The 24,930-nt window shown below is 68.3% G+C and carries 22 protein-coding genes; 12 read left to right on the top strand and 10 right to left on the bottom strand.

Annotation, left to right across the window (positions count from 1 at the left end; genetic code table 11):
* The first annotated feature begins 71 nt into the window (after positions 1-71).
* The 4 genes from ABIE65_RS21700 (at position 72) to arsC (ending at position 6,228) form a co-directional block, all read left to right on the top strand.
* Entirely contained in the window at positions 72-1,028 is a 957-nt protein-coding gene (locus tag ABIE65_RS21700) for a TAXI family TRAP transporter solute-binding subunit (RefSeq protein ID WP_354080638.1), read from the top strand.
* Positions 1,029-1,067: 39 nt separating this feature from the next.
* Entirely contained in the window at positions 1,068-3,074 is a 2,007-nt protein-coding gene (locus ABIE65_RS21695; protein ID WP_354080636.1) for a TRAP transporter permease, read from the top strand.
* 143 nt (positions 3,075-3,217) lie between these two features.
* Positions 3,218-5,878, top strand: coding sequence for an alanine--tRNA ligase (alaS, locus tag ABIE65_RS21690; protein ID WP_354080634.1), 2,661 nt, complete (start codon positions 3,218-3,220; stop codon positions 5,876-5,878).
* Complete coding sequence (gene arsC / locus ABIE65_RS21685; protein ID WP_354080632.1) at positions 5,875-6,228, top strand: arsenate reductase (glutaredoxin); 354 nt, start codon at positions 5,875-5,877, stop codon at positions 6,226-6,228. Before alaS ends, arsC begins: the two co-directional genes overlap by 4 nt.
* Positions 6,229-6,267: 39 nt before the next feature.
* Here arsC and ABIE65_RS21680 read toward each other — a convergent pair whose 3' ends face one another.
* The gene (locus ABIE65_RS21680; RefSeq protein WP_354080630.1) at positions 6,268-8,508 is read right to left on the bottom strand and encodes an ATP-binding protein; all 2,241 of its coding nucleotides are present in this window, start codon (positions 8,506-8,508) and stop codon (positions 6,268-6,270) included.
* A gap of 203 nt (positions 8,509-8,711) precedes the next feature.
* On the opposite strand from ABIE65_RS21680, the gene ABIE65_RS21675 reads away from it, so the two are divergent.
* Positions 8,712-10,001 (top strand): lytic murein transglycosylase, encoded by a 1,290-nt coding sequence (locus ABIE65_RS21675; RefSeq protein WP_354080628.1) that lies wholly within the window; start codon positions 8,712-8,714, stop codon positions 9,999-10,001.
* A 2-nt stretch (positions 10,002-10,003) separates the two neighbouring features.
* Here the strand turns inward: ABIE65_RS21675 and ABIE65_RS21670 are convergent, their stop codons facing one another.
* Entirely contained in the window at positions 10,004-10,567 is a 564-nt protein-coding gene (locus tag ABIE65_RS21670) for an HNH endonuclease (protein WP_354080626.1), read from the bottom strand.
* A 221-nt stretch (positions 10,568-10,788) separates the two neighbouring features.
* On the opposite strand from ABIE65_RS21670, the gene ABIE65_RS21665 reads away from it, so the two are divergent.
* The 6 genes from ABIE65_RS21665 to ABIE65_RS21640 all read left to right on the top strand — a co-directional run bounded on the left by ABIE65_RS21665 (position 10,789) and on the right by ABIE65_RS21640 (position 17,556).
* Positions 10,789-12,639 carry an ABCB family ABC transporter ATP-binding protein/permease gene (locus tag ABIE65_RS21665; protein WP_354080624.1) on the top strand — a complete coding sequence of 617 codons (1,851 nt, stop codon included), beginning with the start codon at positions 10,789-10,791 and terminating at the stop codon, positions 12,637-12,639.
* A 435-nt stretch (positions 12,640-13,074) separates the two neighbouring features.
* The gene (locus tag ABIE65_RS21660; protein ID WP_354080622.1) at positions 13,075-13,893 is read left to right on the top strand and encodes a DUF72 domain-containing protein; all 819 of its coding nucleotides are present in this window, start codon (positions 13,075-13,077) and stop codon (positions 13,891-13,893) included.
* A 374-nt stretch (positions 13,894-14,267) separates the two neighbouring features.
* A complete protein-coding gene (locus ABIE65_RS21655; protein WP_354080620.1) occupies positions 14,268-15,155 on the top strand; it encodes a sensor histidine kinase in 888 nt (295 codons plus the stop codon).
* A gap of 364 nt (positions 15,156-15,519) precedes the next feature.
* Entirely contained in the window at positions 15,520-15,924 is a 405-nt protein-coding gene (locus ABIE65_RS21650; protein ID WP_354080618.1) for a TadE/TadG family type IV pilus assembly protein, read from the top strand.
* An 8-nt stretch (positions 15,925-15,932) separates the two neighbouring features.
* Positions 15,933-16,334 (top strand): TadE/TadG family type IV pilus assembly protein, encoded by a 402-nt coding sequence (locus ABIE65_RS21645; protein WP_354080617.1) that lies wholly within the window; start codon positions 15,933-15,935, stop codon positions 16,332-16,334.
* Positions 16,324-17,556 carry a pilus assembly protein TadG-related protein gene (locus ABIE65_RS21640; protein ID WP_354080615.1) on the top strand — a complete coding sequence of 411 codons (1,233 nt, stop codon included), beginning with the start codon at positions 16,324-16,326 and terminating at the stop codon, positions 17,554-17,556. The genes ABIE65_RS21645 and ABIE65_RS21640 overlap by 11 nt, the downstream gene beginning before the upstream one ends.
* A gap of 174 nt (positions 17,557-17,730) precedes the next feature.
* Here ABIE65_RS21640 and ABIE65_RS21635 read toward each other — a convergent pair whose 3' ends face one another.
* The 3 genes from ABIE65_RS21635 to ABIE65_RS21625 all read right to left on the bottom strand — a co-directional run bounded on the left by ABIE65_RS21635 (position 17,731) and on the right by ABIE65_RS21625 (position 20,412).
* Positions 17,731-18,780: a PLP-dependent cysteine synthase family protein gene (locus ABIE65_RS21635; RefSeq protein ID WP_354080613.1), complete on the bottom strand. Its 1,050-nt coding sequence runs from the start codon at positions 18,778-18,780 to the stop codon at positions 17,731-17,733.
* 242 nt (positions 18,781-19,022) lie between these two features.
* Complete coding sequence (locus ABIE65_RS21630; protein WP_354080611.1) at positions 19,023-19,418, bottom strand: cupin domain-containing protein; 396 nt, start codon at positions 19,416-19,418, stop codon at positions 19,023-19,025.
* Between the two features lie 148 nt (positions 19,419-19,566).
* Positions 19,567-20,412, bottom strand: a complete 846-nt coding sequence (locus ABIE65_RS21625) for a class I SAM-dependent methyltransferase (RefSeq protein WP_354080609.1) — start codon at positions 20,410-20,412, stop codon at positions 19,567-19,569.
* 156 nt (positions 20,413-20,568) lie between these two features.
* Between ABIE65_RS21625 and ABIE65_RS21620 the strand changes: the two genes are divergently transcribed.
* On the top strand, positions 20,569-22,641 hold the full coding sequence (locus ABIE65_RS21620) for a hypothetical protein (RefSeq protein ID WP_354080607.1): 2,073 nt from the start codon (positions 20,569-20,571) through the stop codon (positions 22,639-22,641).
* A gap of 30 nt (positions 22,642-22,671) precedes the next feature.
* On the opposite strand, the gene ABIE65_RS21615 is transcribed toward ABIE65_RS21620, so the two are convergent.
* From ABIE65_RS21615 to ABIE65_RS21595, 5 genes are all read right to left on the bottom strand, one after another.
* Positions 22,672-23,106, bottom strand: coding sequence for a c-type cytochrome (locus ABIE65_RS21615; RefSeq protein ID WP_354080605.1), 435 nt, complete (start codon positions 23,104-23,106; stop codon positions 22,672-22,674).
* Positions 23,103-23,234, bottom strand: coding sequence for a hypothetical protein (locus tag ABIE65_RS21610; RefSeq protein WP_354080603.1), 132 nt, complete (start codon positions 23,232-23,234; stop codon positions 23,103-23,105). The genes ABIE65_RS21615 and ABIE65_RS21610 overlap by 4 nt, the downstream gene beginning before the upstream one ends.
* A 5-nt stretch (positions 23,235-23,239) precedes the next feature.
* On the bottom strand, positions 23,240-23,656 hold the full coding sequence (locus tag ABIE65_RS21605) for a DUF411 domain-containing protein (protein WP_354080601.1): 417 nt from the start codon (positions 23,654-23,656) through the stop codon (positions 23,240-23,242).
* A 115-nt stretch (positions 23,657-23,771) separates the two neighbouring features.
* Complete coding sequence (locus ABIE65_RS21600; protein WP_354080599.1) at positions 23,772-24,344, bottom strand: cupredoxin domain-containing protein; 573 nt, start codon at positions 24,342-24,344, stop codon at positions 23,772-23,774.
* Between the two features lie 148 nt (positions 24,345-24,492).
* Complete coding sequence (locus ABIE65_RS21595) at positions 24,493-24,828, bottom strand: hypothetical protein (protein WP_354080597.1); 336 nt, start codon at positions 24,826-24,828, stop codon at positions 24,493-24,495.
* Positions 24,829-24,930: the final 102 nt, after the last annotated feature.

Below are 24,930 nucleotides of genomic sequence, written 5' to 3'. Positions count from 1 at the left end.
GCCGGCAACGGCGCACGAAGGAGGAGCCGCCCCCGCCAATCACCGTACAGAGCGATGAGGGGGTCGAGTCGATGCCGAAGAAAATGTTGCGCGTGCTCGCGGCGGTCGCGGGCGTGCTGGCGCTGTCGGGCCAGGCCGTCACGCCGGCCGAGGCCAAGCCGAAGCAGGTGACGCTGTTCACCGGCCCGGTGAATACCAGCTTCTACATCATCGGCGGCTATATCGCGACGGCGCTCAACCGCGAGGGCGTGCCCGCCAACAGCGAACTCGGCGCCGCCCTGACCAACATCATGAAGGTCGCGGCGGGCGACGGCGAGATCGGCTTCACCTTCGCCGCGGCGGCAGGCATGGCCTACAACGGCGAGGCGCCGTTCCCCCAGAAAGTGAGCGGCTTCAAGGCGCTGATGACGTTCCAGCGCAACGGCACGCACGTGGTCGTCTCGGAGGCGAGCGGCGTGAAGACCGCAGCCGATCTGAAGGGCAAGAAATTCTCCGCCCAGGCCGTCGGCAACATGTCGCAGACCGCCTTCAAGCATTTCCTCGAGGGGCACGGCCTGAAGGAGAGCGACATCGACCTCGCCGTCGGCGGACAGCAGTTCGGCGCCGACGGCACGAAGGACCGGCGCTTCGTCGGCTTCGCCGCGATGAGCGCCTATCCGGGGCCGGTCTTCCTGGATGTCGCGACGTCCGTGCCGGTGCGCTTCCTCGGCACATCCGACGAGGTGTTCGCCAGGATCCTGAAGATGAACGCCGGCTACCTGCGCACGGAGATCCCGGCGGGCACCTATCCGGGCCAGACGGAGACGGTACCGACCTTCGGAACGGTCGCGATGATGGTCGTGCCCGAATCCATGCCGGCCGACGACGCCTATTTCATCCTCAAGACCTTCGCCGGGGACTTCGAGACGTTCAAGGGCATCTCGGCGACGCTCAAGGAACTCACCCCCGAGATCACCGCGGTGGCACCGGGCGTGCCGCTGCATCCCGGGGCCGAGCGCTTCTGGAAGGAGATGGGCGGGCTGAAATAGGCCCTGGCAGCAGCAGCCTGATCGTCCGGGAGAAGTGCCATGGCCGATGCCTCCGCCTATGCCGACGCCCACGCCGCAAGCCACGCCGACCCGCACGTCCGGCTCCGCTCCGATCGTGAGGTGCTGCCGGTCGCCGTGCCGGCCTTCTTCCGCGCCTTCGACCTGAAGCGGTTCGTCGCCCTGCTCGCGCTGGCGATGTCCGGCTACCAGATGGTGACGGGCTATATCGGCGAGCCGGTGCCGGAGATCCACCGGCCGGCCCACCTGCTGTTCGCGCTGTCGATCCTGTTCCTCGGCCGCGACCGCGAGGCGCGGACGGCGCTCGGCAGGCGGGCGAAGGCGGTGTGGGACTGGGCGCTGGTCGGCATGCTCGTCGCCTCGACCTCCTATCTCTTCCTCAACGTCGGCTACGTCCAGACGCGGCTCACCTACATGACGCCGCTGACCAACCTGGAGATGGTCCTGTCGGTCGGCCTGATCATCGTCATCCTGGAGGCGGCGCGCCGGGCGATCGGCTGGTTCCTGGTCATCCTGACGCTGCTCTTCTTCGCCTACGCCATGTTCGGCAACCATCTGCCGGCGCCGTTCTGGCACCGCGGGTTCTCGGTCGAGCGCATCATGGACCTGATGTACTTCACCAACGAGGGGCTGTTCGGCTCGCCGCTGGGGGTGACGGCCAGCTACATCTTCCACTTCATCCTCTTCGGCGCGATCCTGGTCGCATCCGGCGCCGGCGACTTCTTCACCGATTCGGCGAACGCGCTCACCGGCCGGCTGGTCGGCGGGCCGGCCAAGACGTCGGTGGTCTCCAGCGCCTTCATGGCCACCCTGTCCGGCACCGCGGCGGCCAACGTGGTGACCACCGGCTCCTTCACCATCCCGGCGATGAAGCGCGCCGGCTACAAGCCGGAGTTCGCCGCCGGCGTCGAGGCGGTGGCCTCGTCGGGCGGCCTTCTCACACCGCCGGTGATGGGTGCGACGGCCTTCGTCATGGCCGAGATGACCGGCATCTCCTACGTCGACATCTGCATCGCGGCGATCCTGCCGGCGGTCCTCTACTATGTCGCGACCTATGCGACGGTCGACCTGGAGGCGCGCAAGCTGCGGCTGCGGCCGATGGAACAGGCCGACATCCCGAAGCTGTGGCCGGTGTTCAAGCAGCGCGGCTACCTGCTGGTGCCGCTGTTCGCGCTGGTCTACTTCCTGGTCGAGGGCTACACGCCCGTGGTCGGCGCGATCTGGTCGATCTTCAGCCTGGTCTTCCTGCTCGTCCTGCTCGACCCGGAGAACCGGCGCCGGATCCTCCAGGTGCTCTGGGCGGCCTGCACCGAGGCGCCGCGCATGATGGGCCAGATCGCCGTGGCGGTCTCCATCGGCGGCATCCTGGTCGGCATCATCACGATGACCGGCATCGGGGTTCGGCTGAGTGCCGTCATCCTGGACGTCGCACACGGCAACCTGTTCTTCATCCTGGTGCTGACGATGATCTTCTCGATCATCCTCGGCACCGGCATGCCGGCCACGGGGGCCTACATCGTGCTGGCGCTGCTCCTGGCGCCGGGGATGGTGGCGCTGGGCGTGCCGCTGCTGGCGGCGCACATGTTCATCTTCTACGGCGGCTGCAAATCCAACATCACGCCGCCGGTCGCGATCGCCGCCTTCGCCGCCGCGGCGATCGCGGGGACGAAACCGATGCGGACGGCCTTCGTCTCGTTCCGCATCGGCCTGTCGGTCTTCATCCTGCCGTTCCTGTTCGTCTACTCGCCGGAACTGCTGGGCCTGACCGACAGTATCGCCGACATGGCGTGGCGCTTCTTCACCGCCGGGATGGGCGTCACGGCCTTGTCTGTCGCCTGCGTCGGTTGGCTCCTCGTCCCCCTCGGCTGGCCCGAACGCGCCCTGGCCGCCGCCTGCGCGGTGACCTTCATCTTCCCCGGCGCCCTGATGGACACGATCGCCCTCGGCCTGGCGATCCTCCTGGTCGGGTGGTGCCAGTTCCGGCGGACCCGCGAAAGCGCTGACGTCCTGCTGGCGGCGGGGGAATAGACCGGCCGCCGCGGGCCGAGCCTGTGGTCATTCTGGACACCCGGGGACCTGGAGCGCTAAAAGCGGGGGCTTTCATCCATCTGGAAAGCGACCAAGATTCAGCACCTGCCGTACGCAGGCTGAGCATTATGGAAGCACCCCGCATGGCGACCGCGAACGACATCCGCAAGACGTTCCTCGACTATTTCGCGAAGCACGGGCACGAGCCCGTGGCCTCGAGCCCGCTGGTGCCGCGGAACGATCCGACGCTGATGTTCACCAATGCGGGGATGGTGCAGTTCAAGAACGTCTTCACCGGCGCCGAACACCGGCCGTATAGCCGCGCCGCCACGTCGCAGAAGTGCGTGCGCGCCGGCGGCAAGCACAACGACCTGGAGAATGTCGGCTATACGGCGCGGCACCACACCTTCTTCGAGATGCTCGGTAACTTCTCCTTCGGCGACTATTTCAAGGAGACGGCGATCGAACTGGCCTGGAACCTGATCACCAAGGAGTACGGCCTGCCGGCCGACAAGCTGTTGGTCACCGTCTATGCCGAGGACGAGGATGCGGCGGCACTGTGGCGCAAGATCGCCGGGCTGCCGGATCAGAAGATCATCCGCATCGCCACATCGGACAATTTCTGGGCGATGGGCGACACCGGGCCGTGCGGGCCCTGCTCCGAGATCTTCTACGACCATGGCCCGCACATCCCGGGCGGCCCGCCCGGCAGCCCCGACGAGGACGGCGACCGGTTCATCGAGATCTGGAACCTGGTCTTCATGCAGTTCGAGCAGGTCACGCGCGACGAGCGCGTCAACCTGCCCAAGCCGTCGATCGACACGGGCATGGGCCTGGAGCGCATCACGGCGGTGCTGCAGGGCAAGCACGACAATTACGACATCGACCTGATGCGCGCGCTGATCGAGGCGTCGGCGGAGGCGTCCGGCACGCCGCCCGACGGCCCGCACGCCGTGTCGCACCGGGTGATCGCCGACCACCTGCGCGCCTCCAGCTTCCTGATCGCCGACGGCGTCCTGCCGTCGAACGAAGGACGCGGCTACGTGCTGCGCCGGATCATGCGGCGCGCCATGCGCCACGCCCACATCCTGGGCGCGCGCGATCCGCTGATGTGGCGGCTGGTGCCGGCGCTGGTCCGCCAGATGGGCGACGCCTATCCGGAGTTGCACCGCGCCAACGCGCTCATCGCCGAGACGCTGAAGTTCGAGGAGGAGCGGTTCAAGCAGACGCTCGACCGCGGCCTGCGCCTGCTCGACGAGGCGACGGGCACGCTGCCCGAGGGCGGCAAGCTGGCCGGCGAGGTGGCGTTCAAGCTGTACGACACGTTCGGCTTCCCGCTCGACCTGACCCAGGACGTGCTGCGCGGCCGCGGGCTGGGCGTCGACACCGAGGGCTTCAACGCGGCCATGGAGAAGCAGCGCGAGGATGCCCGCAAGGCCTGGGCCGGTTCCGGCGAGGCGGCGACGGAAGCCGTATGGTTCGACCTGCGCGAGCGGCTGGGGGCGACGGAGTTCCTGGGCTATGCCGAGACCGCGGCCGAGGGCCAGGTGAAGGCGCTGCTGCTCGACGGCAAGGAAGTGGCGCGGGCCGAGACGGGTGCCGAGGTGGCGATCATCGTCAACCAGACGCCCTTCTACGGCGAATCCGGCGGGCAGGTCGGCGATACCGGCGCCATGTTCACGGCCGAGGGCGCCGAGATCGCGATCCGCGACACCCAGAAAAAGGTCGGCGACCTGTTCGTTCATTCCGGCACGGTCACGCGCGGCGCGCTGGCGGTGGGCGATGCGGTGGAGATGCGGGTGGACGCCCAGCGCCGCGACGCGACCCGGCGGCACCACAGTGCCACCCATCTGCTGCACGCCGCCCTGCGCCGGCACCTTGGCACGCACGTGGCGCAGCGCGGCTCGCTGGTGTCGCCCGACCGCCTGCGCTTCGACATCTCGCACCCGAAGCCGATCACGGCGGACGAGGTCGCGGCGATCGAGGCGGAGGTGAACGAGCGCATCCGCATGGACAGCGCCGTCGCCACCCGGCTGATGCCGATCAAGCAGGCGATCGACACGGGCGCGATGGCCCTGTTCGGCGAGAAATACGGCGACGAGGTTCGGGTCGTCACCATGGGCGGGCCGGAGGCGCCGGGCGCCAACCGCGAATATTCGATTGAACTGTGCGGCGGCACGCATGTCGGCCGCACCGGCGAGATCGGCGCGATGGTGGTGACGGGCGAGAGCGCCGTGGGCGCGGGCCTGCGGCGGATCGAGGCGCTGACCGGCGAGGCGGCCGAGCGCTTCGTGTCCGAGCGGCTGCGGATCGTCGACCGTGCGGCCCAAGCGCTTCGCACGACGCCCGACCTGATCGTCGAGCGGATCGAGTCTCTGACCGAGGAGCGGCGGCGCCTCGAGCGCGAGCTCTCCGACATGCGCAAGCGACTGGCAGCGGCTGGCCCGGCTTCCGGTCCCGGCGACAGGACCGTCGGCGGCATGCGGTTCGACGCCCGCGTCCTGGACGGAGTGCCGCCACGCGAGTTGAAGGGCATGGCGGACGAGCTGAAGAGCCAGCTGGGCTCCGGCGTCGTGGCCCTGGTCGCCACCAACGACGGCAAGGGCTCGATCGTCGTCGCCGTCACCCCGGATCTCACCGAACGCGTCAGTGCCGTCGATCTGGTGCGGGTCGGCGCCGAGGCGATGGGCGGCAAAGGCGGCGGCGGCCGGCCGGACATGGCGCAGGCCGGCGGGCCCGATGGCGGCCTCGCTGCAGAAGCGGTATCCGCCATCGAGCGGGCGGTCGCGGCGGCCGGGGCGTGAGCGCCGTCGTCATCTGGCACAATCCGCGCTGCAGCAAGTCGCGGGAGACCCTGGCCCTGCTGCGGAGCCGCGGCATCGAGCCCGAGATCGTGCCCTATCTGGAGAGGCCGCCATCCGCAGCGGAGATCGCCCGGGTCCTGGACCTGCTCGAGATGGAGCCGCGGGCGCTGATGCGGCGGAAGGAGGCAGTCTATCGGGCAGGCGGCTTCGACGATCCCGCGCTCTCGCGCGGGGCCCTGATCGCCGCCATGGCGGAAACGCCCGTGCTGATCGAGCGGCCGGTGGTGCTGTCGGGCGGCAAGGCGGCACTCGGCCGCCCGCCCGAGGCCGTGCTGTCGATCCTTCCCTGACCGTTCGGCCCTGACGACCTTCCGGCCCGAGGGGTCGGCTCAGCAATCGTTCCCCTGCTCGCCCCTCAGCGCCTGCCGCACCTTGGCCGCCAGTTCCTGGCGACGATACGGCTTCTGAAGGAGATGGACGCCGCGGTCGAGGCGGCCCTGGTGGACGATCGCGTTCTCGGTGTAGCCCGAGGTGAACAGCACCGGCAGCCCCGGGCGCAGCGCCTTCGCCCGGTCGGCGACCTCGCGGCCGTTCATTCCGCCCGGCATGACGATGTCCGTGAACAGCAGGTCGATGTCGGCGTCCTGGCGGAGCGCCGCGATCGCATCCGGTCCGTTCTCCACGGCCACGACCTGATAGCCGAGGCTGCCGAGCTGTCGGGCGACGTGGCCGCGGACCAGATCGTCGTCCTCGACGAGAAGGATCCGTTCCTTGCCCTTCTCGAGCGCCGGCTCCGCCGGAGCGCCGGCCTGGATTTGGTCGGCGTCGGCACGTGGCAGGTAGAGCTTCACCGTCGTGCCCTGGCCGGGCTCGGAGTAGATCCGGACGTGCCCGCCCGACTGCTTGACGAAGCCGTAGACCATGCTGAGGCCGAGGCCGCTGCCCTTGCCCACGTCCTTCGTCGTGAAGAAGGGCTCGAACGCCCGCTCCAGCGTGACGGCATCCATTCCGGTGCCCGTATCCGACACCGCGACCATCACATACTGACCGGGCTCCAGCTCGCTCTGGCTCGCGGCATAGACGGCGTCGAGGCGCACATTGGCCGTCTCGACGGTCAGGCGACCGCCGTCCGGCATCGCATCGCGGGCGTTGATGCAGAGGTTGAGGATCGCGTTCTCCAACTGCCCGGCGTCGATCATCGCCTTCCACAGCCCGCCGGCCTGGACGACCTCGATCTCGATCTGCTCGCCCAGCGTCCGCCGCAACAGCCGGTCCATGTCGGCGATCTGCCGGTTGACGTCCGTCGGCCTGGGATCCAGGGGCTGACGCCGCGCGAAGGCCAACAGACGGTTGGTGAGTTCCGAGCCGCGTTCCGCCGCCTTCGCCGTCATGTCTGCGAGCATGCGCAGCTCCGGATCCCTGTCGAGACGTTCCACCAGCAGTTCCGCACTGCCCAGGATCACCGTCAGGAGATTGTTGAAGTCGTGGGCGACGCCCCCGGTGAGCTGACCGATCGCCTCCATCTTCTGGGACTGGCGCAGCCGCGCGTTCAGGTCGTCGATGGCCGTCCGCTGGCGTTCCAGGGCCTCGGCCGTGGCGTTGAGCACCCCCATCAGCGCACCCAGTTCGCCCGCCGGATGCGGCGGCTCGACCCGGGCGCTCAGATCGCCTTGCCCGAGCTTGCGGGCCATCGTCCCGATGCGCCCGACGGGTCGCCGGATTCCCTTCTCGGCGAGCGTCCAGACGCCGCCGAACAGCAACAACGAGATCACCGTCAGCGTCGACGTGCCCTGGATGAGGCGCCGATTGGCCTCGGCCACGAGGTCGCTGTGCGGGAGGCCGACCAGGATGTGCAGGCCCGGTGCCGGCACGTCAGAGGGAAGGGCAGCGACCGCCCACACCTCGCGCCGGCCGTCGGCGCCGTCGAGGTCGACGAGATGGGCACCACTCGTCGCGGTCGCTCGGCGGAACAGTTCGGTTTCGGCGATCGACGTGCCCACGGGCTCGGCGCGCATCTGACCCGGCAGCCAGACCAGCACGGTGCCGGCGGCGTCGAACATCAGAATCTGCTTGTGGGGAACGCGGCGCCGGTGCGCCTCCGCGAACTTGGTCAGATCCAGCGAGGCCAGCAGGACGAAGTTCAGTTCGCCCGTCTCCGCCTGCGCCGGATACGCGATCTGCAGCACGGACAGTCCGGTCAGGCGGCCGAACGCCGCTTCCATCGTCACGCCGCCCGGGGCGGCCAGCGCCTTTACGAAGTAGCCGCGGTCGTTGAGGTCGAGCTCGCGGCCGGTCCGCAACGAGTCGCAGAACAGCCGACCATTCGGGTCGATGGTCAGGATCCCGGTATATTGCGGATGCTCTTCCCGCACGGCGGCGAGGAAGGTCGAGCAGGCCGCACGGTCGCGGGTGTGGAGATCGCGGGCACGGGCCAGCCCATAATGCAGCTGCGCGGTCCCCTGGATCTTCTCGCCCAGGTCCTCGCCCACGGCCTGCGCCGTCGCCGTCAGGTCGGCGATCGCCGCGTCGATGCCGCGGCCGCGGTCGTGCACAAAGCGGATCCCGACGAGCACCGCCGGCACCAGCGTCGCCAGCGCCACCAGCGCCAGGAGCCGCGAGCGTATACTCATGTGAGCATTCTTCCACGACCCATGCGACAGTCTGGGGGAAATCGACGTCGTGAGGCACTCTTGTAGCGGCCCGGAAAGTAGCCGCGGTACGGAGAATTTTACAAAAGGTATTTCGCGGGCGCGGCCGCGCCGCAGCCGCGAGCCGGGAAACCCCGCCGGCGGGAGGGCGTTCTCCTGACCGTGACCATCGCCAGGAGAGCGCAGTGCCTCGCAGACCGTCCCTAAAGCCGCTGTTCGTGACGCTGATCGCCGCGTCGGCGCTGGCCGCTTGTGCCTCTTCGCCCGGTTCCGCACCGCCGCAGGGCATCGGCATCGCGCAGGCCACGCCAGCCGGCGGCCAGCCCGTGTCGGCTCCGGCTCCCGTCGACTTCGGTGCCTGCGTGGCGGACCTGAAGCGGCAGGCGGTCGCCAACGGCATTCCCGTCCAGGTGGCCGAGGCGTCGCTGCGGGACGTGCGCGAGCTGCAGCGGGTCGTCGATCTCGACCGGTCGCAGCCCGAGTTCGTCCAGACCTTCGGCCAGTATATCGACAAGCGGGTCTCGCAGAACCGGATCGACCGCGGCCGGCGCATGCTGTCCGCCTACGCGCCGCTCTTCCGCTCGATCGAACAGCAGACCGGCGTTCCCGGCCGCTACATCGTCTCCTTCTGGGGCCTGGAGAGCAATTTCGGCGACAACACGGGCGGCTTCCGCATCATGGACGCCCTGGCGACGCTGGCCTGCGAGGGGCGGCGCGGCCAGTTCTTTACGGCCGAGCTGTTCGACGCCATGCGCATCGTCGCGTCCGGCGACATCGCCCTGGAGCGGATGGAGGGATCCTGGGCGGGCGCCATGGGGCAGCCGCAGTTCATGCCGTCCACCTTTCAGCGGCACGCGGTCGACGCCGACGGCGACGGGCGGCGCGACATCTGGAGCAGCCTGCCCGACATCTTCGGCTCGGCCGGCAACTTCCTGAACGCCGCCGGCTGGCGCGCCGGCGAGGAGTGGGGCCAGGAAGTGATCCTGCCGCCGGGCTTCGACTACACGCTGGCCGACCTGTCGGTGAAGCGGGCGGTGGCCGACTGGCAGGCGCTCGGCGTACGGCCGGCCGACGGGCGGCCGCTGGCAAACGGCGGCACCGAGGCGGCGCTGCTGCTGCCGGCCGGCTGGCGCGGCCCGGCCTTCATCACCTACCCGAACTTCGGCGTCATCCTGAACTGGAACCGCTCGTTCAACTATGCGCTGGCGGTCGGGCTGCTCGCCGACCGGATCGCCGGGCGCGAGCCCCTGATCGTGCAGCCGGCGATGGACGAGGTCGGCCTGTCGCGCAGCCAAGTCATGGACCTGCAGCGCTGGCTCGGCAGCCTGGGCTACGACCCCGGCACGCCGGACGGGATCGTCGGCCCGAACACGCGGAGCGCCGCACGCGCCTTCCAGCAGGCGACCGGTATCCAGGCGGACGGCTATGTCGGACAGGACCTGTACCAGCGGGTCCGCGCGGCGGCGGGAGCGTAGGGCTAGACCGGGTCCAGCTCGGTATCCCAGTAGAGATAGTCGCCCCAGCTCTGGTGCAGGAAGTTCGGCGGGAAGCCCCGGCCGTTCTCCTGCAGCTGCCAGACGGTCGGCAGGTGCGGCTTCACCCGCGGAAACATCTTCGCCACGTGCGGCAGGCGGTTGCCCTTGCGCAGATTGCAGTCCGAACAGGCGGTGAGGATGTTCTCCCACGTCGTCTGCCCGCCCTTCGAGCGCGGCACGACATGGTCGAAGGTCAGTTCCTCGGGATGGAAGCGATGGCCGCAATACTGGCAGTCGAAGCGGTCGCGCAGGAAGACGTTGAAGCGCGTGAAGGCCGGCCGCTTCGCCGGCGGGACGTATTCCTTCAGCGATATCACGCTCGGCAATCGAAACTCGCGGCTGGGCGAGTGGATGTAGCGGTCGTATTCGGCGAGCACGGTGACACGGTCGAGGAATACCGCCTTCACCGAGTCCTGCCAGGACCACAGCGACAGCGGAAAGTAGCTGAGCGGGCGGAAGTCCGCGTTCAGCACCAAAGCCGGACACTCGTTGAGAGAGGCGTGCACTCCAAAGCCTCCTGCCCTCGACCGGTATAACAATATGAGACTATCAAGAACCGCGCCAGCACTAGGTCGTGTGGCCGGCCCGACCGTTCATACCAAGCCTATTATCGCCACCGATTGTTACCGTTCGTCGTCGCCGCGCATCGCAGCTTTGCCGCGACGTCCTGCCGGACCAGATAGAGCGGACCGACCCGAAGTCACGACAGTCACGGCAGACCGCGCGCATGCCCTCACCGCCTCCTTCATCGGCCCCAGCCCCAGCCTCCGCCCCGGCTCCGCCGCCGCTCGGCAGCCTCGGCACCATCGCCACGCTGCTGCCCTATCTCTGGCCGGCGGGCGAGACGGGGCTGCGCGTCCGGGTGGTGCTGACGCTGCTCAGTCTCGCCCTGGCCAAGGTCGCCACCGTCTACGTGCCCGTCTTCTACAAGGGCGCGGTCGACGCACTGTCGGGCGAGGGCGGGCTAGCCGTCGTCCTGCCGCTCGGCATGATCCTGGCCTACGGCGCCGCACGCATCCTGTCGCTCGCCTTCGCCGACCTGCGCGACGCGATCTTCTCCAAAGTCGGCCAGCGCGCCATCCGCAACGTGGCGCTGCGCGTCTTCCGGCACCTGCACGCCTTGTCGCTGCGCTTCCACCTGGAGCGCCAGACCGGCGGCCTGTCGCGCTCGATCGAGCGCGGCACCAACGCCATCGACACGCTGCTGCGCTTCACCCTGTTCAACATCCTGCCGACGATCCTGGAGGTCAGCCTCGTCTTCGCCATCCTCTGGACGCTGCTCGACGTCTGGTTCGCGCTGGCGACCCTGGCGACCGTGGCCGCCTACATCGCCTACACGCTGGCGGTGACCGAGTGGCGCATCCGCGTGCGGCGCCAGATGATTGAGCAGGACAACCGCGCCAACACCCGCGCCATCGACAGCCTGCTGAACTACGAGACCGTCAAGTATTTCGGCAACGAGGTGCACGAGGCGGCGCGCTTCGACGAGGCGATGCAGAAATACGAGCGCGCCGCCGTGCTGAGCCAGTCGTCGCTGTCACTGCTGAACATCGGCCAGGCGGCGATCATCTCGGTCGGCGTGACGATCGTCATGTGGATGGCGGCGGCGGGCATCGTCGCGGGCACCATGACCATCGGCGACTTCGTCCTGGTCAACACCTACCTGCTGCAGCTCTACCAGCCGCTGGGCGTGTTCGGCTGGGTCTATCGCGAGATCAAGCAGGCGCTGGTCGACATGGAGAAGATGTTCGACCTGCTGCGCGCCGACCGCGAGGTGCGGGACGTGCCCGGCGCGCCGGCGCTGCGCGTCGCCGGCGGCGAGGTGCGCTTCGAGGACGTCGACTTCGGCTACGACCCGCGCCGGCCGATCCTGAAGGGCGTCAGCTTCACCGTGCCGGCCGGCCACACCGTGGCGATCGTCGGCCCGTCGGGTGCCGGCAAGTCGACGATCAGCCGGCTGCTGTTCCGCTTCTACGACGCGAGCGGCGGTCGCATCCTGATCGACGGCCAGGACCTGCGGACGGTCACCCAGGACAGCGTGCGCGCCGCCATCGGCATCGTCCCGCAGGACACGGTGCTGTTCAACGACAGCATCTTCTACAACATCGCCTACGGCCGGCCGGACGCGGCCGAGGCCGAGATCCACGAGGCGGCCCGGCTCGCCCGCATCGACGGCTTCATCCGCGGCCTGCCCGACGGCTACGACACCGCCGTCGGCGAGCGCGGGCTGAAGCTGTCGGGCGGCGAGAAGCAGCGCGTCGCCATCGCCCGGACGATCCTGAAGGACCCGCGCATCCTGCTGTTCGACGAGGCGACCTCGGCCCTCGACAGCCGCACCGAGCAGGAGATCCAGGCGAACCTGCGCGAACTGGCCCGCGGCCGCACCACGCTGATCATCGCGCACCGCCTGTCGACCGTGGTCGACGCCGACGAGATCGTCGTGCTCGACGACGGCCGGATCGCCGAGCGCGGGCGCCACGCCGACCTGCTCGCCCGCGGCGGCATGTATGCCGAGATGTGGGCGCGCCAGCAGGAAGCGCGCGAGGCCGAAGAGCCCGTGCCGGTGCCGGGCGAATAGGCGGCGCGTGTCGAGGGTGGGGTTTCGTTCCCTTTCATGGGTAGCCCCGGAGCGCGGGCGTCCCGCCCGCATCGCGGCGACAGCGGGTGGAGGCGAGGGACGAAGAAAAAGGGCGGGCGGGACGCCCGCACTCCGGCGGCGTTCGTACCCTTCCCTTTCATTCCCTTTTCTTCCCTTTCGTTGGCAGCCGCGCGAAACGCCACGCGTGTTCGGGTGGGGTTTTCTTCCGTTTTATGGGGGTGCGCCCGGCGGGGGCGGCACCATGTCCGACAGCAGCCGCCCTGGAGCGGCCCGGGCGGTTCCCGGAAGATGGTGCGTCGCGAGTGCGGCCGGAACCGGGCACCGGAATATTTTCCGCGACAGCCGCGCAAGATCCGGCATGACCGACGCCGGCCGACGGGGTAGCGATAGGCTGGACCAGACGGGAGGACGGCCGTGGCACAGGGATCGACGCAGGCATCGAAGGGCGCGATCCGCATCGGCGTGGGCGGCTGGACCTACGAGCCGTGGCGCGGCGTCTTCTATCCCGACAAGCTGCCGCAGAAGCGCGAGTTGGAATATGCCGCCTCGAAGCTGACCTCGATCGAGATCAACGGCACCTATTACGGCTCGCAGAAGCCGGCGAGCTTCGCCAAGTGGCACGACGAGACGCCGGAGGATTTCGTCTTCGCGCTGAAGGGCCCGCGCTTCGCCACCAACCGCAAGGTCCTGGCCGAGGCGGGCCAGTCGATCGACCGCTTCCTCGCCAGCGGCGTGCTGGAGCTGAAGGACAAGCTGGGGCCGATCAACTGGCAGTTCATGGCGACCAAGCGGTTCGACCCCGCCGACTTCGAGGCCTTCCTGAAGCTACTGCCGAAGACCGTCGAGGGCCGCGCCCTCCGCCACGCCGTCGAGGTGCGCCACGAGAGCTTCAAGGTGCCGGAATTCGTCCACCTGCTGCGCGCCCACGAGGTGGCCGTCGTGACGGCGGGCGACAGCGACTTCCCGCAGATCGCGGACGCCACGGCACCCTTCGTCTATGTCCGCATCATGGGGACCCAGGAAGGTATCGACGGCGGCTACGCGCCCGCGGCGCTCGACGCCTGGGCCGGCCGCGCCAAGACCTGGGCGGCCGGCGGCGTGCCGGACGACCTGAACCGCGTGGCGGACCCGCTGCCGGCGAAACAGGGCCGCGACGTCTTCCTCTACGTCATCAGCGGCTTCAAGCAGAGCAACCCGGCGGCGGCGATGGGGTTGGTGGAGCGGGTGGGGTAGGAGGGCCGTCAGTTCGGTCGGACGAGCGAACAGCTGGTGCTGCCGCCGTAGGCGGGGTCGGGTCTGGCGCGAGGATGCCGCTGTTCGCAGCTCCCTCAGGTATTCCGAGGGCGCGAACCAAGGAGAGGCGCGCCTTCAAAAATAAAAATAATGCGTGTCGGTTGAGTCGATTTCGCCGCTTGCCCCTCACTGCCTGTGCAGCATCCGTGTTAACCTCCGAACCATTGACGGCCCGAAACTTCATTGGGGAGAAGCTATCCTTGTCTGCACAGGGCCCAGGATCGCAGGTTTGGCGGCCTGAACATCTCCGGACCGCGATAGATGCTGCCAGGGTAGCCCTGTGGTCTTGGCAGGTAGACAGCAACCGATTCACGATGGACGAGCGCGCCTTCGACCTGTGGGGCTTGCCCTGGGCTGACGAAGTCTCGTTCGAGGAGCTTTCCGCCCATATCCATCCCGCCGACCGCGACCGGGTGCGCGCGGCGTTCGTATCGACGCGCTCCGTCGCGGGCCCCTACGAGATCGACTTCCGCATCATGCTCGATGACGAAGTCCGCTGGATTTCCACACGCGGCCAGGGCGCCGACGCCGGAATCGTCGACCGTGTGATGTTCGGCATCTTCATGGATGTGAGTGGCCGCAAGCAGGCGGAGGAGGGCCACGAACTGCTCGCGGGGGAGATGAGCCATCGCGTCAAGAACCTGCTGGCGATCGCCACGAGCATCACCAACATCACGTCGCGTTCGGCAACGACGATCGAGGATATGGCCAAGGGCCTGACAGCGCGCCTGACGGCACTGGGCCGCGCTCACGACTTGGTTCGGCCGCTTCCCGGACGTGAGGGGAAGGCGGCGCTGCTGGGCGACCTGTTGTCCGTGCTGCTCGCGCCGTACGACGACCAGGGTGCGTTCGCGGGCCGCATTCGCATCGCCGTGCCCCGGATGGGCGTGGGGGAGGCAACGGCCACGACCCTCGCGATGGTCATCCACGAACTGGCGACCAATTCGGCCAAGCATGGGGCGCTGTCGGCGAACGAGGGGACGCTGGATGTCTCCAGCGACACCGACGACACGGACATATGCCTCATCTGGGCGGAGACCGGCGGGCCCGCTATAGAAGCAGTGCCCGACATGGAAGGGTTCGGCAGCAGAATGATATCGCGCAGCATGTCGCAGCAGTTCAGGGGCTCCCTCTCCTACGACTGGCAGCCGACCGGCCTCGTCGTGACCCTGCGCATGCGTAAGGACCGCCTCGCGGCGTAACCTGCCACCCTGCCCCACAGCCCCGAGCGGAACCTCGCACTCGGGCGACCGACCAGCGGGTCGGCAGGCTGAACGCCCGCTCCGGCGCCTCATACGCCTGCCGGTGGTCCGTCCCGGTGGAGTTCGGCAAAACCGGCCGCCCAACCTTCTTTGCGCGGCGCTGCGCCGGTTCGAGTTCGCGCGGCGGCGTCTTCCTCTACCTCATCAGCGGCTTCGATCAGGGCGCCCGGCGGCGACGGCGGGTCCATCGAACGCGCGGAACGGACGGGCCGAGCGAACCAAATCCGGCGTAAGCCCCCGTTAGACTTGCCTTAACGCGCTACCGCCAGGATGGCCCACTGAGATCCCGCCAATAGAGAACATGATGGATCAGCGTGGCGCAGCCGCAGTCGAGTTCGCGATCATCGGTCCCCTGCTTCTGCTGCTGATGGCCGGGCTCGTCGACTACGGATTCTATGTCGCCCAATCGATGCGCCTCGGGAACGTCGTGCAGGGGGTGCTGCAGTACGGCGCGCACAACAACGCCCCACGGGATGACGTGGAGGCGCGACTTCTCGAAAAGCTCGCGGCCGCGGGTATCGAGGGCGCCGACGTCGGAGTCGACCGCGTCACCGGCTGTCCCGCAGGCATTGCACTCGTCGACGGCCGCTGCCCCGGCTATGGATCCCCCCAAACGCATCTGACGGTGAGCGTTTCGGCACCGTTCGAGGCGCGCTTCCTTCCGCTTCTCGATATCACCGAGCGTCGCATGTCGACGCGGCTGAGATAGAGGCGGCGATGCGACGCTTCACCGCGTCCGAGCGCGGCGCCGGGATGGTGGAATTCGCCATCGTGTTTCCGCTCTTCCTGCTCGTCGTCTTCGGCGTGATCGAGGTCGGGCGGCTCCTCTACCTGCAGACCACCCTGGAGCATGCGACGCGGACCGCCGCGCGGGCCGCGATCGTCCGCAGCGAACGCAGCGGCGCTCCGGCATCGACGAACGACATCCTCGCGATCATCCGGAAAGACAGCGTCGTGAATACGGATCTCTGCACACCCGACATCCGCTACTCCTCGGGCAACCTGCCCGGCAGCATCCTGTCGATCGAGGTCAGCTGTCCGTTCGATTTCATGTTCCCGCTGCCGGGTCGGCCGGCATTCACGATCGCCGCTGCAACGGAGATGGTCGTTGTCAACTAACGACGCGGGCATGATCCATCCGTTCGTCCGCTGCGACCGCGGCAACATCGCCGTTATCACCGGTTTCCTCATGACCGCGCTGGCCGGCTTCGTCGCTCTGGGTGTCGATGTCGGCATCTGGTACTCGCGCCACCAGGTGATGCAGCGCGCCGCCGATTCCGCCGCCATCGCCGGTGCGATGGAGCTGGCGCGCGGCAACGACGTCGCACGGATCGAAGCCGCGGTCCTGCAGGAGGCGGCGGCGAACGGGGTCGACGGCTCGCTCGTCGACTACACCATCGGTCTCAACCAGGTCACCGTCGACATCGCGGAAGACTTCTCCCTCTTCTTCGCGCGGATGGTCACGAAGATATCGCCCACGGCCAGCGTCACCGCGACCGCCGGCATGAACCCGGTCCAGGTCTGCATCATGGCCCTCGCGAAAAGCGGCGTGGGCGTGAAGCTCCAGGGGGCTGCGGAGATCGTCGCACCCGGCTGCAACATCCAGGTGGACTCCGATTCGAGCGACGCCATCGACAGCCAGGGAGGTCACGCGGCGATCACGGCGCATTCGATCTGCGTCGCGGGCGCGACCAAAGGCAGCGGTGCCTTCAGCCCGACTCCCGACGAGTACTGCACGACCGGCGTACCCGATCCGCTGAAGGACCTTCCCGAGCCGCCGGAGGCGAAGGGCGCCTGCTCGCAATCTCCGGTGGTCAGCGGGACGGCGCAGCCTGGCGTCTATTGCGGCGGCTTGAACGTTGTCGGCGACACCGTGATGCAGCCCGGCATCTATGTGGTCCGGCTCGGCAACTTCACCGTCGGCCCTTCGAAGCTGACGGGCGAGGGGGTGACGATCTACCTGCAGGGCAATGCCACCATCCAGATGCACGGCAATGCCGACGTGGAACTGAGCGCTCCGACCTCCGGGCCGCTGGCCGGCGTCGTGATCGTCAGTGACCGCGATCCCGCGACCCTTCTCGGCTTGACCATCGGCCTGCCGCACCTTCTGACCGGCAACTCCTCGAAATCCTATCTCGGCGCCATCTACCTGCCGAAGGGCGACATCACGTTCCAGGGGGCGGCGGGTTCGGGATCGCCGTCGCCGTTCAGCATTTTCATCGCCCACCGGATCGCGCTGGTCGGTGCAGCCGAGATGACCATCGACAACAAATACGACGCGACGCCCGTCCCGCTGCCGGGAACGATGTCGCTCGAACTGGCGGCCCGTCTCATCAAGTAGCGGCCGGTGGCTTGCCGAGCCATCGGCAGGCGGACGACGCGTCCGCTGCCCGGCCGAAGCCGATCCGCAATCCCGCCCCGTCGCTTCCGCACATCGCTCGGGCGATCAGGCACGGGCAGCCGCCCGAGTCGTTCTCCGCAGGTCCTGCGGCGAATCCCGATCGCCGCACGCACGTCAGACGGACGCGAACTGGGCGCTCGGTGTCGAGCGGGAGATTTCCTGCTCCTCTTCGGTCATCTCCGCCGGGACGTCGGCGAACAGGGGCGTGGTGAGGTAGCGCTCGCCCGTGTCGGGCAGCATGCAGAGGATGTTCGATCCGGGCGGCGCGTCCATCGCCACGCGCAATGCTCCGGCGAAGGTGGCACCGGCGGTGATCCCGACGAAGATGCCCTCCTTCCGGGCCAGTTCGCCCGCGTACCGCATGGCGTCGGCGCCCGAAACCGTGACGATCCGGTCGATCGCTCCCATCGCGACGGCATCGGCCGTCAGCTTGGGGATGAAGTCGGGCGTCCAGCCCTGCATCGGATGCGGCTTGAAGGCCGGATGTGCCGTAACGGCGGAGCCGTCCGGATGGCGATCCTGCTCGACGCCGCTGCCGAGGAGTGGAGCGTCTTCGGGCTCGCAGACGACGATCCTGGTGTCCGGCCTCTCCGCCGCGAGCACCCGGGAAACGCCCTTCAGCGTGCCACCGGTACCGTACCCCGTCACCCAGTAGTCGAGCCTTTCGCCCCTGAAGTCGGCGAGGATCTCGCGCGCCGTCGTGCGGGAGTGAATGTCCGCATTGGCCTCGTTCTCGAACTGGCGGGTCATGAACCAGCCATGCGCCCGAGCCAGTTCCGCGGCCTTGGTGACCATCGCAAAGGCACGGCCCGCAGCGGGCGTGAGCACGACCTTGGCGCCGAGGAAGCGCATCAGCTTGCGGCGCTCGACGCTGAACTGTTCCGCCATCGTCACCACGAGCGGATAGCCCTTCTGCGCGCACACCATAGCCAGCCCGATGCCGGTGTTCCCGCTGGTCGCTTCGATGACCGTCTGTCCCGGCCGGAGCTGGCCGGCCTGCTCCGCCGCCTCGACGACGCCGAGCGCCAGGCGATCCTTGATGGAGCCCAGCGGGTTGAAGGCCTCCACCTTGACGAAGAGGTTGACGCCCTCGGGCGCCAGCCTGTTGATCCTAACGACCGGCGTGTTGCCGATCGTTCCCAGGATATTGTCGAACCTGCCCATCCGCGCCTCCAGCGTTCGAGGCGGCCGCCATGGTGCGGCGACCGCATCGGGCGATCGATACGGTCGCGACGTGCGGCCGCCTTGTTCCCTTCGACAACGCGACGACAGGCCGCCGGGGCCGGAGCGTTCGTCGCCCGGCGGGGGCCTGCGGCCCCGGCCCACGTTATCCCCGTCGATGGTCCGGCGAAAGGACGAGCGCAGGGCGATCCGGCCTCTCGTTCGCGTCGGTGCCAGCTCCCGGGCTAGTAGCGGGCCGCCTGCTTGCGCGGGTCGTCCTTCGGATCGACGTAGGTCACGTCGAAGGGACCGACGCCGTTGATCTGCACCACGGTCTCGCCTTCTGCCCACGCATAGTGCGGCATTCCGGCGGGCAGATGAACGAAGCTCGCCGGCGGCAGCGCCTTGGCGGATGCGCGATCCGCGGTCTCGCCGGATGAGATCGCGAAACCGCCCGAGATCACGGTGACGAACTCGTCCTTGGAGTGTCGGTGCGGCGGAACCGCGAAACCACCGGGGAATTTGAGCCGCAACACGAACGGCCCCTCCTTCGCCGGACTGCCCAGCAGCACGGCGGCCTCGGCGCCGGGCGGCAGCGAAGCCGGCGCCGGGCCCCATTCGACGGCGTCGCCCCGCACCACCGTATGATGCGGCTCCCCCGCCTGCAGAAGTGCGGCCGTCCCGACGACGGCTCCGGCGAGCGGCAACGCCGCCCACACCCATCGAGTGAGATGTGTCATAGGATGTCCTTTCCGGTTCACATACTGATCGCGAGCCCTGCGGCCTGCGTCAGCGGCGGGTTACGACGACCTCCAGGTATTCGCTCGGCACGACCATCGTCCCGTCGTCGGCGCGATTGAACCGATCGATGAGTGCGACGAGGTCGCGCTGGAGAGAGGCTTGGCGATAGGGGTCGAGCGCGGCGAACGTCTTGAGGACGGGGCCGTAGTAGGTCTTGAAGACGTCGAGCCAGTGCGCTGGCGACCGATAGCGGAACACGAAGTTCCGCGAGGCCGTCTTGACGGAGGAGGCATGGGGCTGGAACAGTTCGGTCATGCGCGCCTGCGTGCCCCACAAGGCCGGCGAGCGCGCTCCCGCCGGCGGTGCGACATGCGCCCCGATGGTCCTGAACAGCTGGCCGATGAAGCCATCGGGCGTCCAGTTGGCCAGCCCGATCTTCCCGCCCGGCCGGCAGACGCGGATCATCTCCGCCGCCGCCCGGTCCTGGTCGGGGGTGAACATCACGCCGAAGGTCGAGAGGACGACGTCGAAACCGGCGTCGGGAAAGGGAAGAGCCTCGGCGTCGGCTTCCCGGAATGCGATGGACAGCCGCTCCGCGTCGGCCCGCTCGGCCGCGCGCGCGAGCAGCGAGGGCACGTAGTCGGTCGCGACCACGTCGCACCAGCGGCGCGCGGCAGCGAGCGAGGCGTTGCCGTTGCCGGCGGCGATATCGAGAACCTTCTGCCCGGAGCGGATGTCGAGGGCTTCGCAAAGATCCTCGCCGACGATCTGCAGGGTCGTGCCGACCACGGCGTAATCGCCGGAAGACCACGCTCCCTTCTGGCGCAGTTTCACGGCGCCGAGATCGATCGACTGTGCGGTCTGCGGCTGGGCGGCTATTGTGGACGCTTCCATGATCATTCTCCATCGAGCCCGTTGAGTCTGCTAAGCTGCCGGTCTGCTCGCGCGAAGACGGCTGCCGGGCCGGGCGCCATGGGGACGCCGCGGCCTCGATTGCGACCGTAGCGGTCACCCGTGGAGGCGAGCATGGGAGCCGGCGTGGAAATGCCCGTGGATTCCGATCGTCGCGACGCGACGGGGAACGGCGCGACGGGGAACGACGCGGCGGGAAACCCGCCGATGCTTCGGGTACGCCTGCTCGGCACCATGGCCGTCAGCCGCGAGGGCCTGCCGCTGCCGCTTCCGACATCGCGCAAGGTACGCGCGCTGCTCGCATACCTGGCGCTCGCACCGCATCCCGTGACGCGCAGCCACCTCTGCGAGCTGCTGTGGGACGTCCCCAACGATCCCCGCGGCGAACTCCGCTGGTGCCTCAGCAAGATCAGGAGCATCGTCGACGGCCCGGACCGGCAGCACATCCGCGTCGCCGGAGACACGATCCGGCTGGACCTGACCGATTGCGCGGTGGATGCGATCGAAGTCGCCAAGGCGCTGCAGCACGGCATGCAGGCTCTCGATCTCTCGGAGTTGCGGGCGCTCGCCGCGCTCTTCGAAGGCGACTTCCTGGAAGGCCTGGAGATCGACCGGAGCCCGCTCTTCGACGGCTGGCTGGCGGCGCAGCGGCGGCGGTTCCGCGGCTATCGCGCCGCCCTGCTCGAGAGGCTCGTCGCCGACATTCCCGACGAGGAAGCCTTCGACCATCTGGAGACATGGCGCGAGCTGGCGCCGTTCGACCCGCGCGTCCACGAGCGAATCCTGACAGCCCTCGCCCGCTGCGGCCGGATCCGCGAGGGGGAGGAACATCTCGCGGCGGCGGCCCGGCTGTTCGAGGCCGAGGACATCGATTTCACGCCGGTGCGCGAGGCGTGGCGCTCGGCCAGAATCCAGGCCGAAACAGGGTCGCGTCCGGCAGCTCCCGTCTCCGCCGGCGCCCCACCGGAACGTCCGGAGAGCCCGGAACGTCCGGAACGTCCGGACGAACCCGTCGCGGACAGACCTCGCCGCGCATCGGTGGCGGTGATGCCCTTCGCCGACCGCTCCGGCGCCATCGAACCGCGCGGCGGACCGGCGGACGCTCTCGTCCACGACGTGATCACGCGGCTCGCCAAGCTGCGGAGCCTCTTCGTGATCGCGCAGGGGACTGTCTTCGCCTTGCGAGAGCGGGGCATGGGGCCGGAACAGGCAGGCAGGGCGCTGAACGTCGACTACATCGTCGCCGGGTCACTGCAGCGTCAGGGCGAGCGGGTCGTCGCGTCGGTCGAACTCGCCGAGACGCAGACCGCGCGCATTCTCTGGGCGGAGGTGTTCGACTACCGGCTGGACCAGGCGTTCGACGTCCTCGACCGCATCGGGAACAGCATCGTGGCGTCGATCGCCAGCGAGATCGAGGCAGTCGAACGCAACCGAGCCATCCTGAAGCCGCCGAACTCGCTCGACGCATGGGAAGCGCACCATCGCGGCCTGTGGCACATGTATCGCTTCAACAGGGCCGACAACGAACGCGCGCGGCACTTCTTCGAGACGTCCGTACGCCTCGATCCGACCTTTTCGCGCGCCTATGCCGGCCTCTCTTTCACGCACTTCCAGAGCGCCTTCCAGCATTGGGAGGACCGTGAGGCGGAGACCGCCCGCGCCTGCGAGGCGGCCAGACTGAGCCTGATGGCCGATGATCGGGATCCGGCCGCCCATTGGGCGATGGGCCGGGCGCTCTGGCTGAACGGACACCAGGATCAATCGGTCCTGGAGCTGGAAAGCGCGATCGATCTCAGCCCCAACTTCGCGATGGGCCACTACACCCTGGCATTCTTCCATTCGCAGGCCGGCGATGCCGAAGCCGCCATAAGGGCGTCGGACCAGTCGCGCGAACTCAGCCCGTTCGACCCGATGCTGTTTGGCATGCTGGGCGCTCGTGCCATGGCTCTCGTCCGTCTCGGACGATTCGAAGAGGCGGCCGAGTGGGGCGTCCGGGCGGCAGCCCGCCCCAATGCGCACGCGCATATCCTGGCGATCGCCGCCTACAGTCTCGCCCTTGCGGACCGGGTCGAGGAGGCGCGGACCTATGTCGCGACCATCCATCGCGCGCGGCCAGACTACCGGATAGGCGATTTCCTCACCGCGATGCGCTTTCACCCCGATGCAGCCGCCTTGTTCCGGAAGGGAGCGAAGCGCATCGGCATCCGCTGAAGGATCGGCCGCGACCTCATCCGCCCGTCGCTAACGCCCCTCCTGCCGGCGCCTGATTTCGGCGGGCCACGTGCTCTTGATGTAGGACAGCACCGCCTCGATCTCGCGATCGCTCAGGATGCCCTCGAATCCCGGCATGTCGCTCTGGTAGCCCGGCACGATCCCCGACGCACCTTTCTTTGTCATTTCGATCAACTGCTCATCCGGGTGGTGCCAGGTGTGACCGGAAGCATCATGGGGTGGGGCGGGCATGCGGCCATCGGCCTTGCGCGTGCGCCAGTCCGGCTGGCCTTCCAGGTTGACCCCGTGACAGCTCGCACAGTGATCGGCATAGATCGCGCGGCCGAGCGCCACCTGAGAGGCATCGGACGGATCGATGCCGCCGGTCGGCGCAACGAACCAGGCGGCCGCCGTCACGCTCGCGACAACGACCAGCCCGGCCGCTCCAAAATGCCGCCAGTTCAATGACGGCTTCCGGAGAACAGATATTTGAGCAGGGCGGCCATCGCCAGGACGAGAATCACCAGGACGAGCAGTCCCAGCACTCCCATCCCCCACATCATGCCGTCGCCCATCATTCCATCGTGCATCATGGCGATCACTCCACGGAATAGACCTTCTGCCGATCGAGTTCGTAGATGACGAACCGCCCGGTTTTCGCACCGCCCATGCCGGGTGATCCGGCCGGCATGCCGGGCAGCGAGATCCCGCTGATCCGGGGCTTATCGGCGAGAAGCCGGTTCACCACGGCGAGGGGCACATGCCCCTCGATGGCGTAGCCGCCGATCAGGGTCGTATGACAGCCTTCGAGCGCCTCAGGGACGCGATGCTTCGCCTTGATGGCTGCGAGGTCGTCGGTGCTGACGACGTCGACATCGAAGCCGCCGGCTCGCAGATGCGCGGCGTATTCGACACAACAGCCGCATTCGGGACTTCGGTAGAGGGTGGCCGGCACAGCCGCGACGGCCTGTGGCGCAGCGGCAAGAAGGATAAGGATCGGCGCGATTCGGTGCATTTCGTTCTCCTAAGACGGGCCTACGGGCCACACATCCGTCCGGTTGCGCGTCGACCTGGCCGTCGCGGACAGCCGCCGGCCGTCTTAGATCGAGCCAGGAGACGCGCCCCCACCTTCAATTCCTGAACTCGACCTCCCCCACCATGCCCGCCTCGTAGTGCCCCGGCACGTTGCAGGCGAATTCGAGCTGGGTCCTGCTCGGGAATTTCCAGACCAGCTCCTTTTTCTCGCGCGGACCGACGAGCACGCTGTTTGGGTCGTCATGCTTCATCATGCCGTGGCCCATAGCGTGTCCTGAGCCATGGCCCATTTTGCCGTGATCCATCTTTGTCGGATCGGTGACGACCGCGGTGGCCGTCAACATGCCGGCGTCCGTCATCGCCTGCATCTCCTTCCGGTGATCGGCGTGCATGGCGGCGGTGCCGATGTTGAACTCGTGCAGGAGTTCCCCGGTATTGGTCAGTATGAAGCGGATGGCTTCCCCTGCCCGCACCTCGACGGTCGCGGGCCTATAGAAGCTGTCGCCGAGTTCGATTTCGATCGTGCGCGTGGCAGGCGTTACACCTGCCGGCTCGCCGATGTCGTGAACATGCCCGGCGCCGCCCGGGGAAGCCATTGCGGGAGAGAGCATGCCGGCAAGGGCGGCGCCAACGGCCAGGCGCACGGAAAGATCGTGAAGCGTCGTCATGAGATGGAGCCTCTTCCTGAGAGCGAGATGAGCAGGAAAAGACGAGGGCAGCGCCGAGGCGTCGGATGTGCCGACCGAAGGCCGGCCACGTTTCGCTAGCGCCGGGACGCTGCGCGTGCTCGTCCTGGACCGCCGCGACGGGCGACGGTCAGGCGAACGTGCGCGGGGGACGCTCCAGGCGAGAGCCGGCTTCCTGCCATGTCCAGTCGGTTTGACCACCGATACGGCCGGAGGCGAGCGGGGGCAGATATACGCCGGCCGCAACCGCTGCGATGGCGGCATGGCACCAGGACATGGTGCAGCAGGAGCCTGAACGATGGGCTTCCTGATCCTGATGCGGATGACCCGCATGGCCGCCGACGTCCTGAGCATCATGCTCCGTAGACGCGGCATGGCAGGGAACCATGGGCTCGGTCGGAGCCGCGGCCGTACCGGCGATCGCAAACCAGAATGCAATCACCGCCAGAACCAGCAGGCCGATCATGCGCAGCTTGGCTGCCCACGCGGCATCGTGAGCCCGTGTTTTCACCCGAAAACCGTAGGCCCGGGTTCAGGGTCAAGTCAAGGCAAGGCAGGGGCAGAAGCG

Origin of the sequence: Constrictibacter sp. MBR-5 (assembly GCF_040549485.1) — a bacterium.
Lineage (GTDB): Bacteria > Pseudomonadota > Alphaproteobacteria > JAJUGE01 > JAJUGE01 > Constrictibacter.
This window is presented reverse-complemented; position numbering and strand designations above follow the sequence as displayed.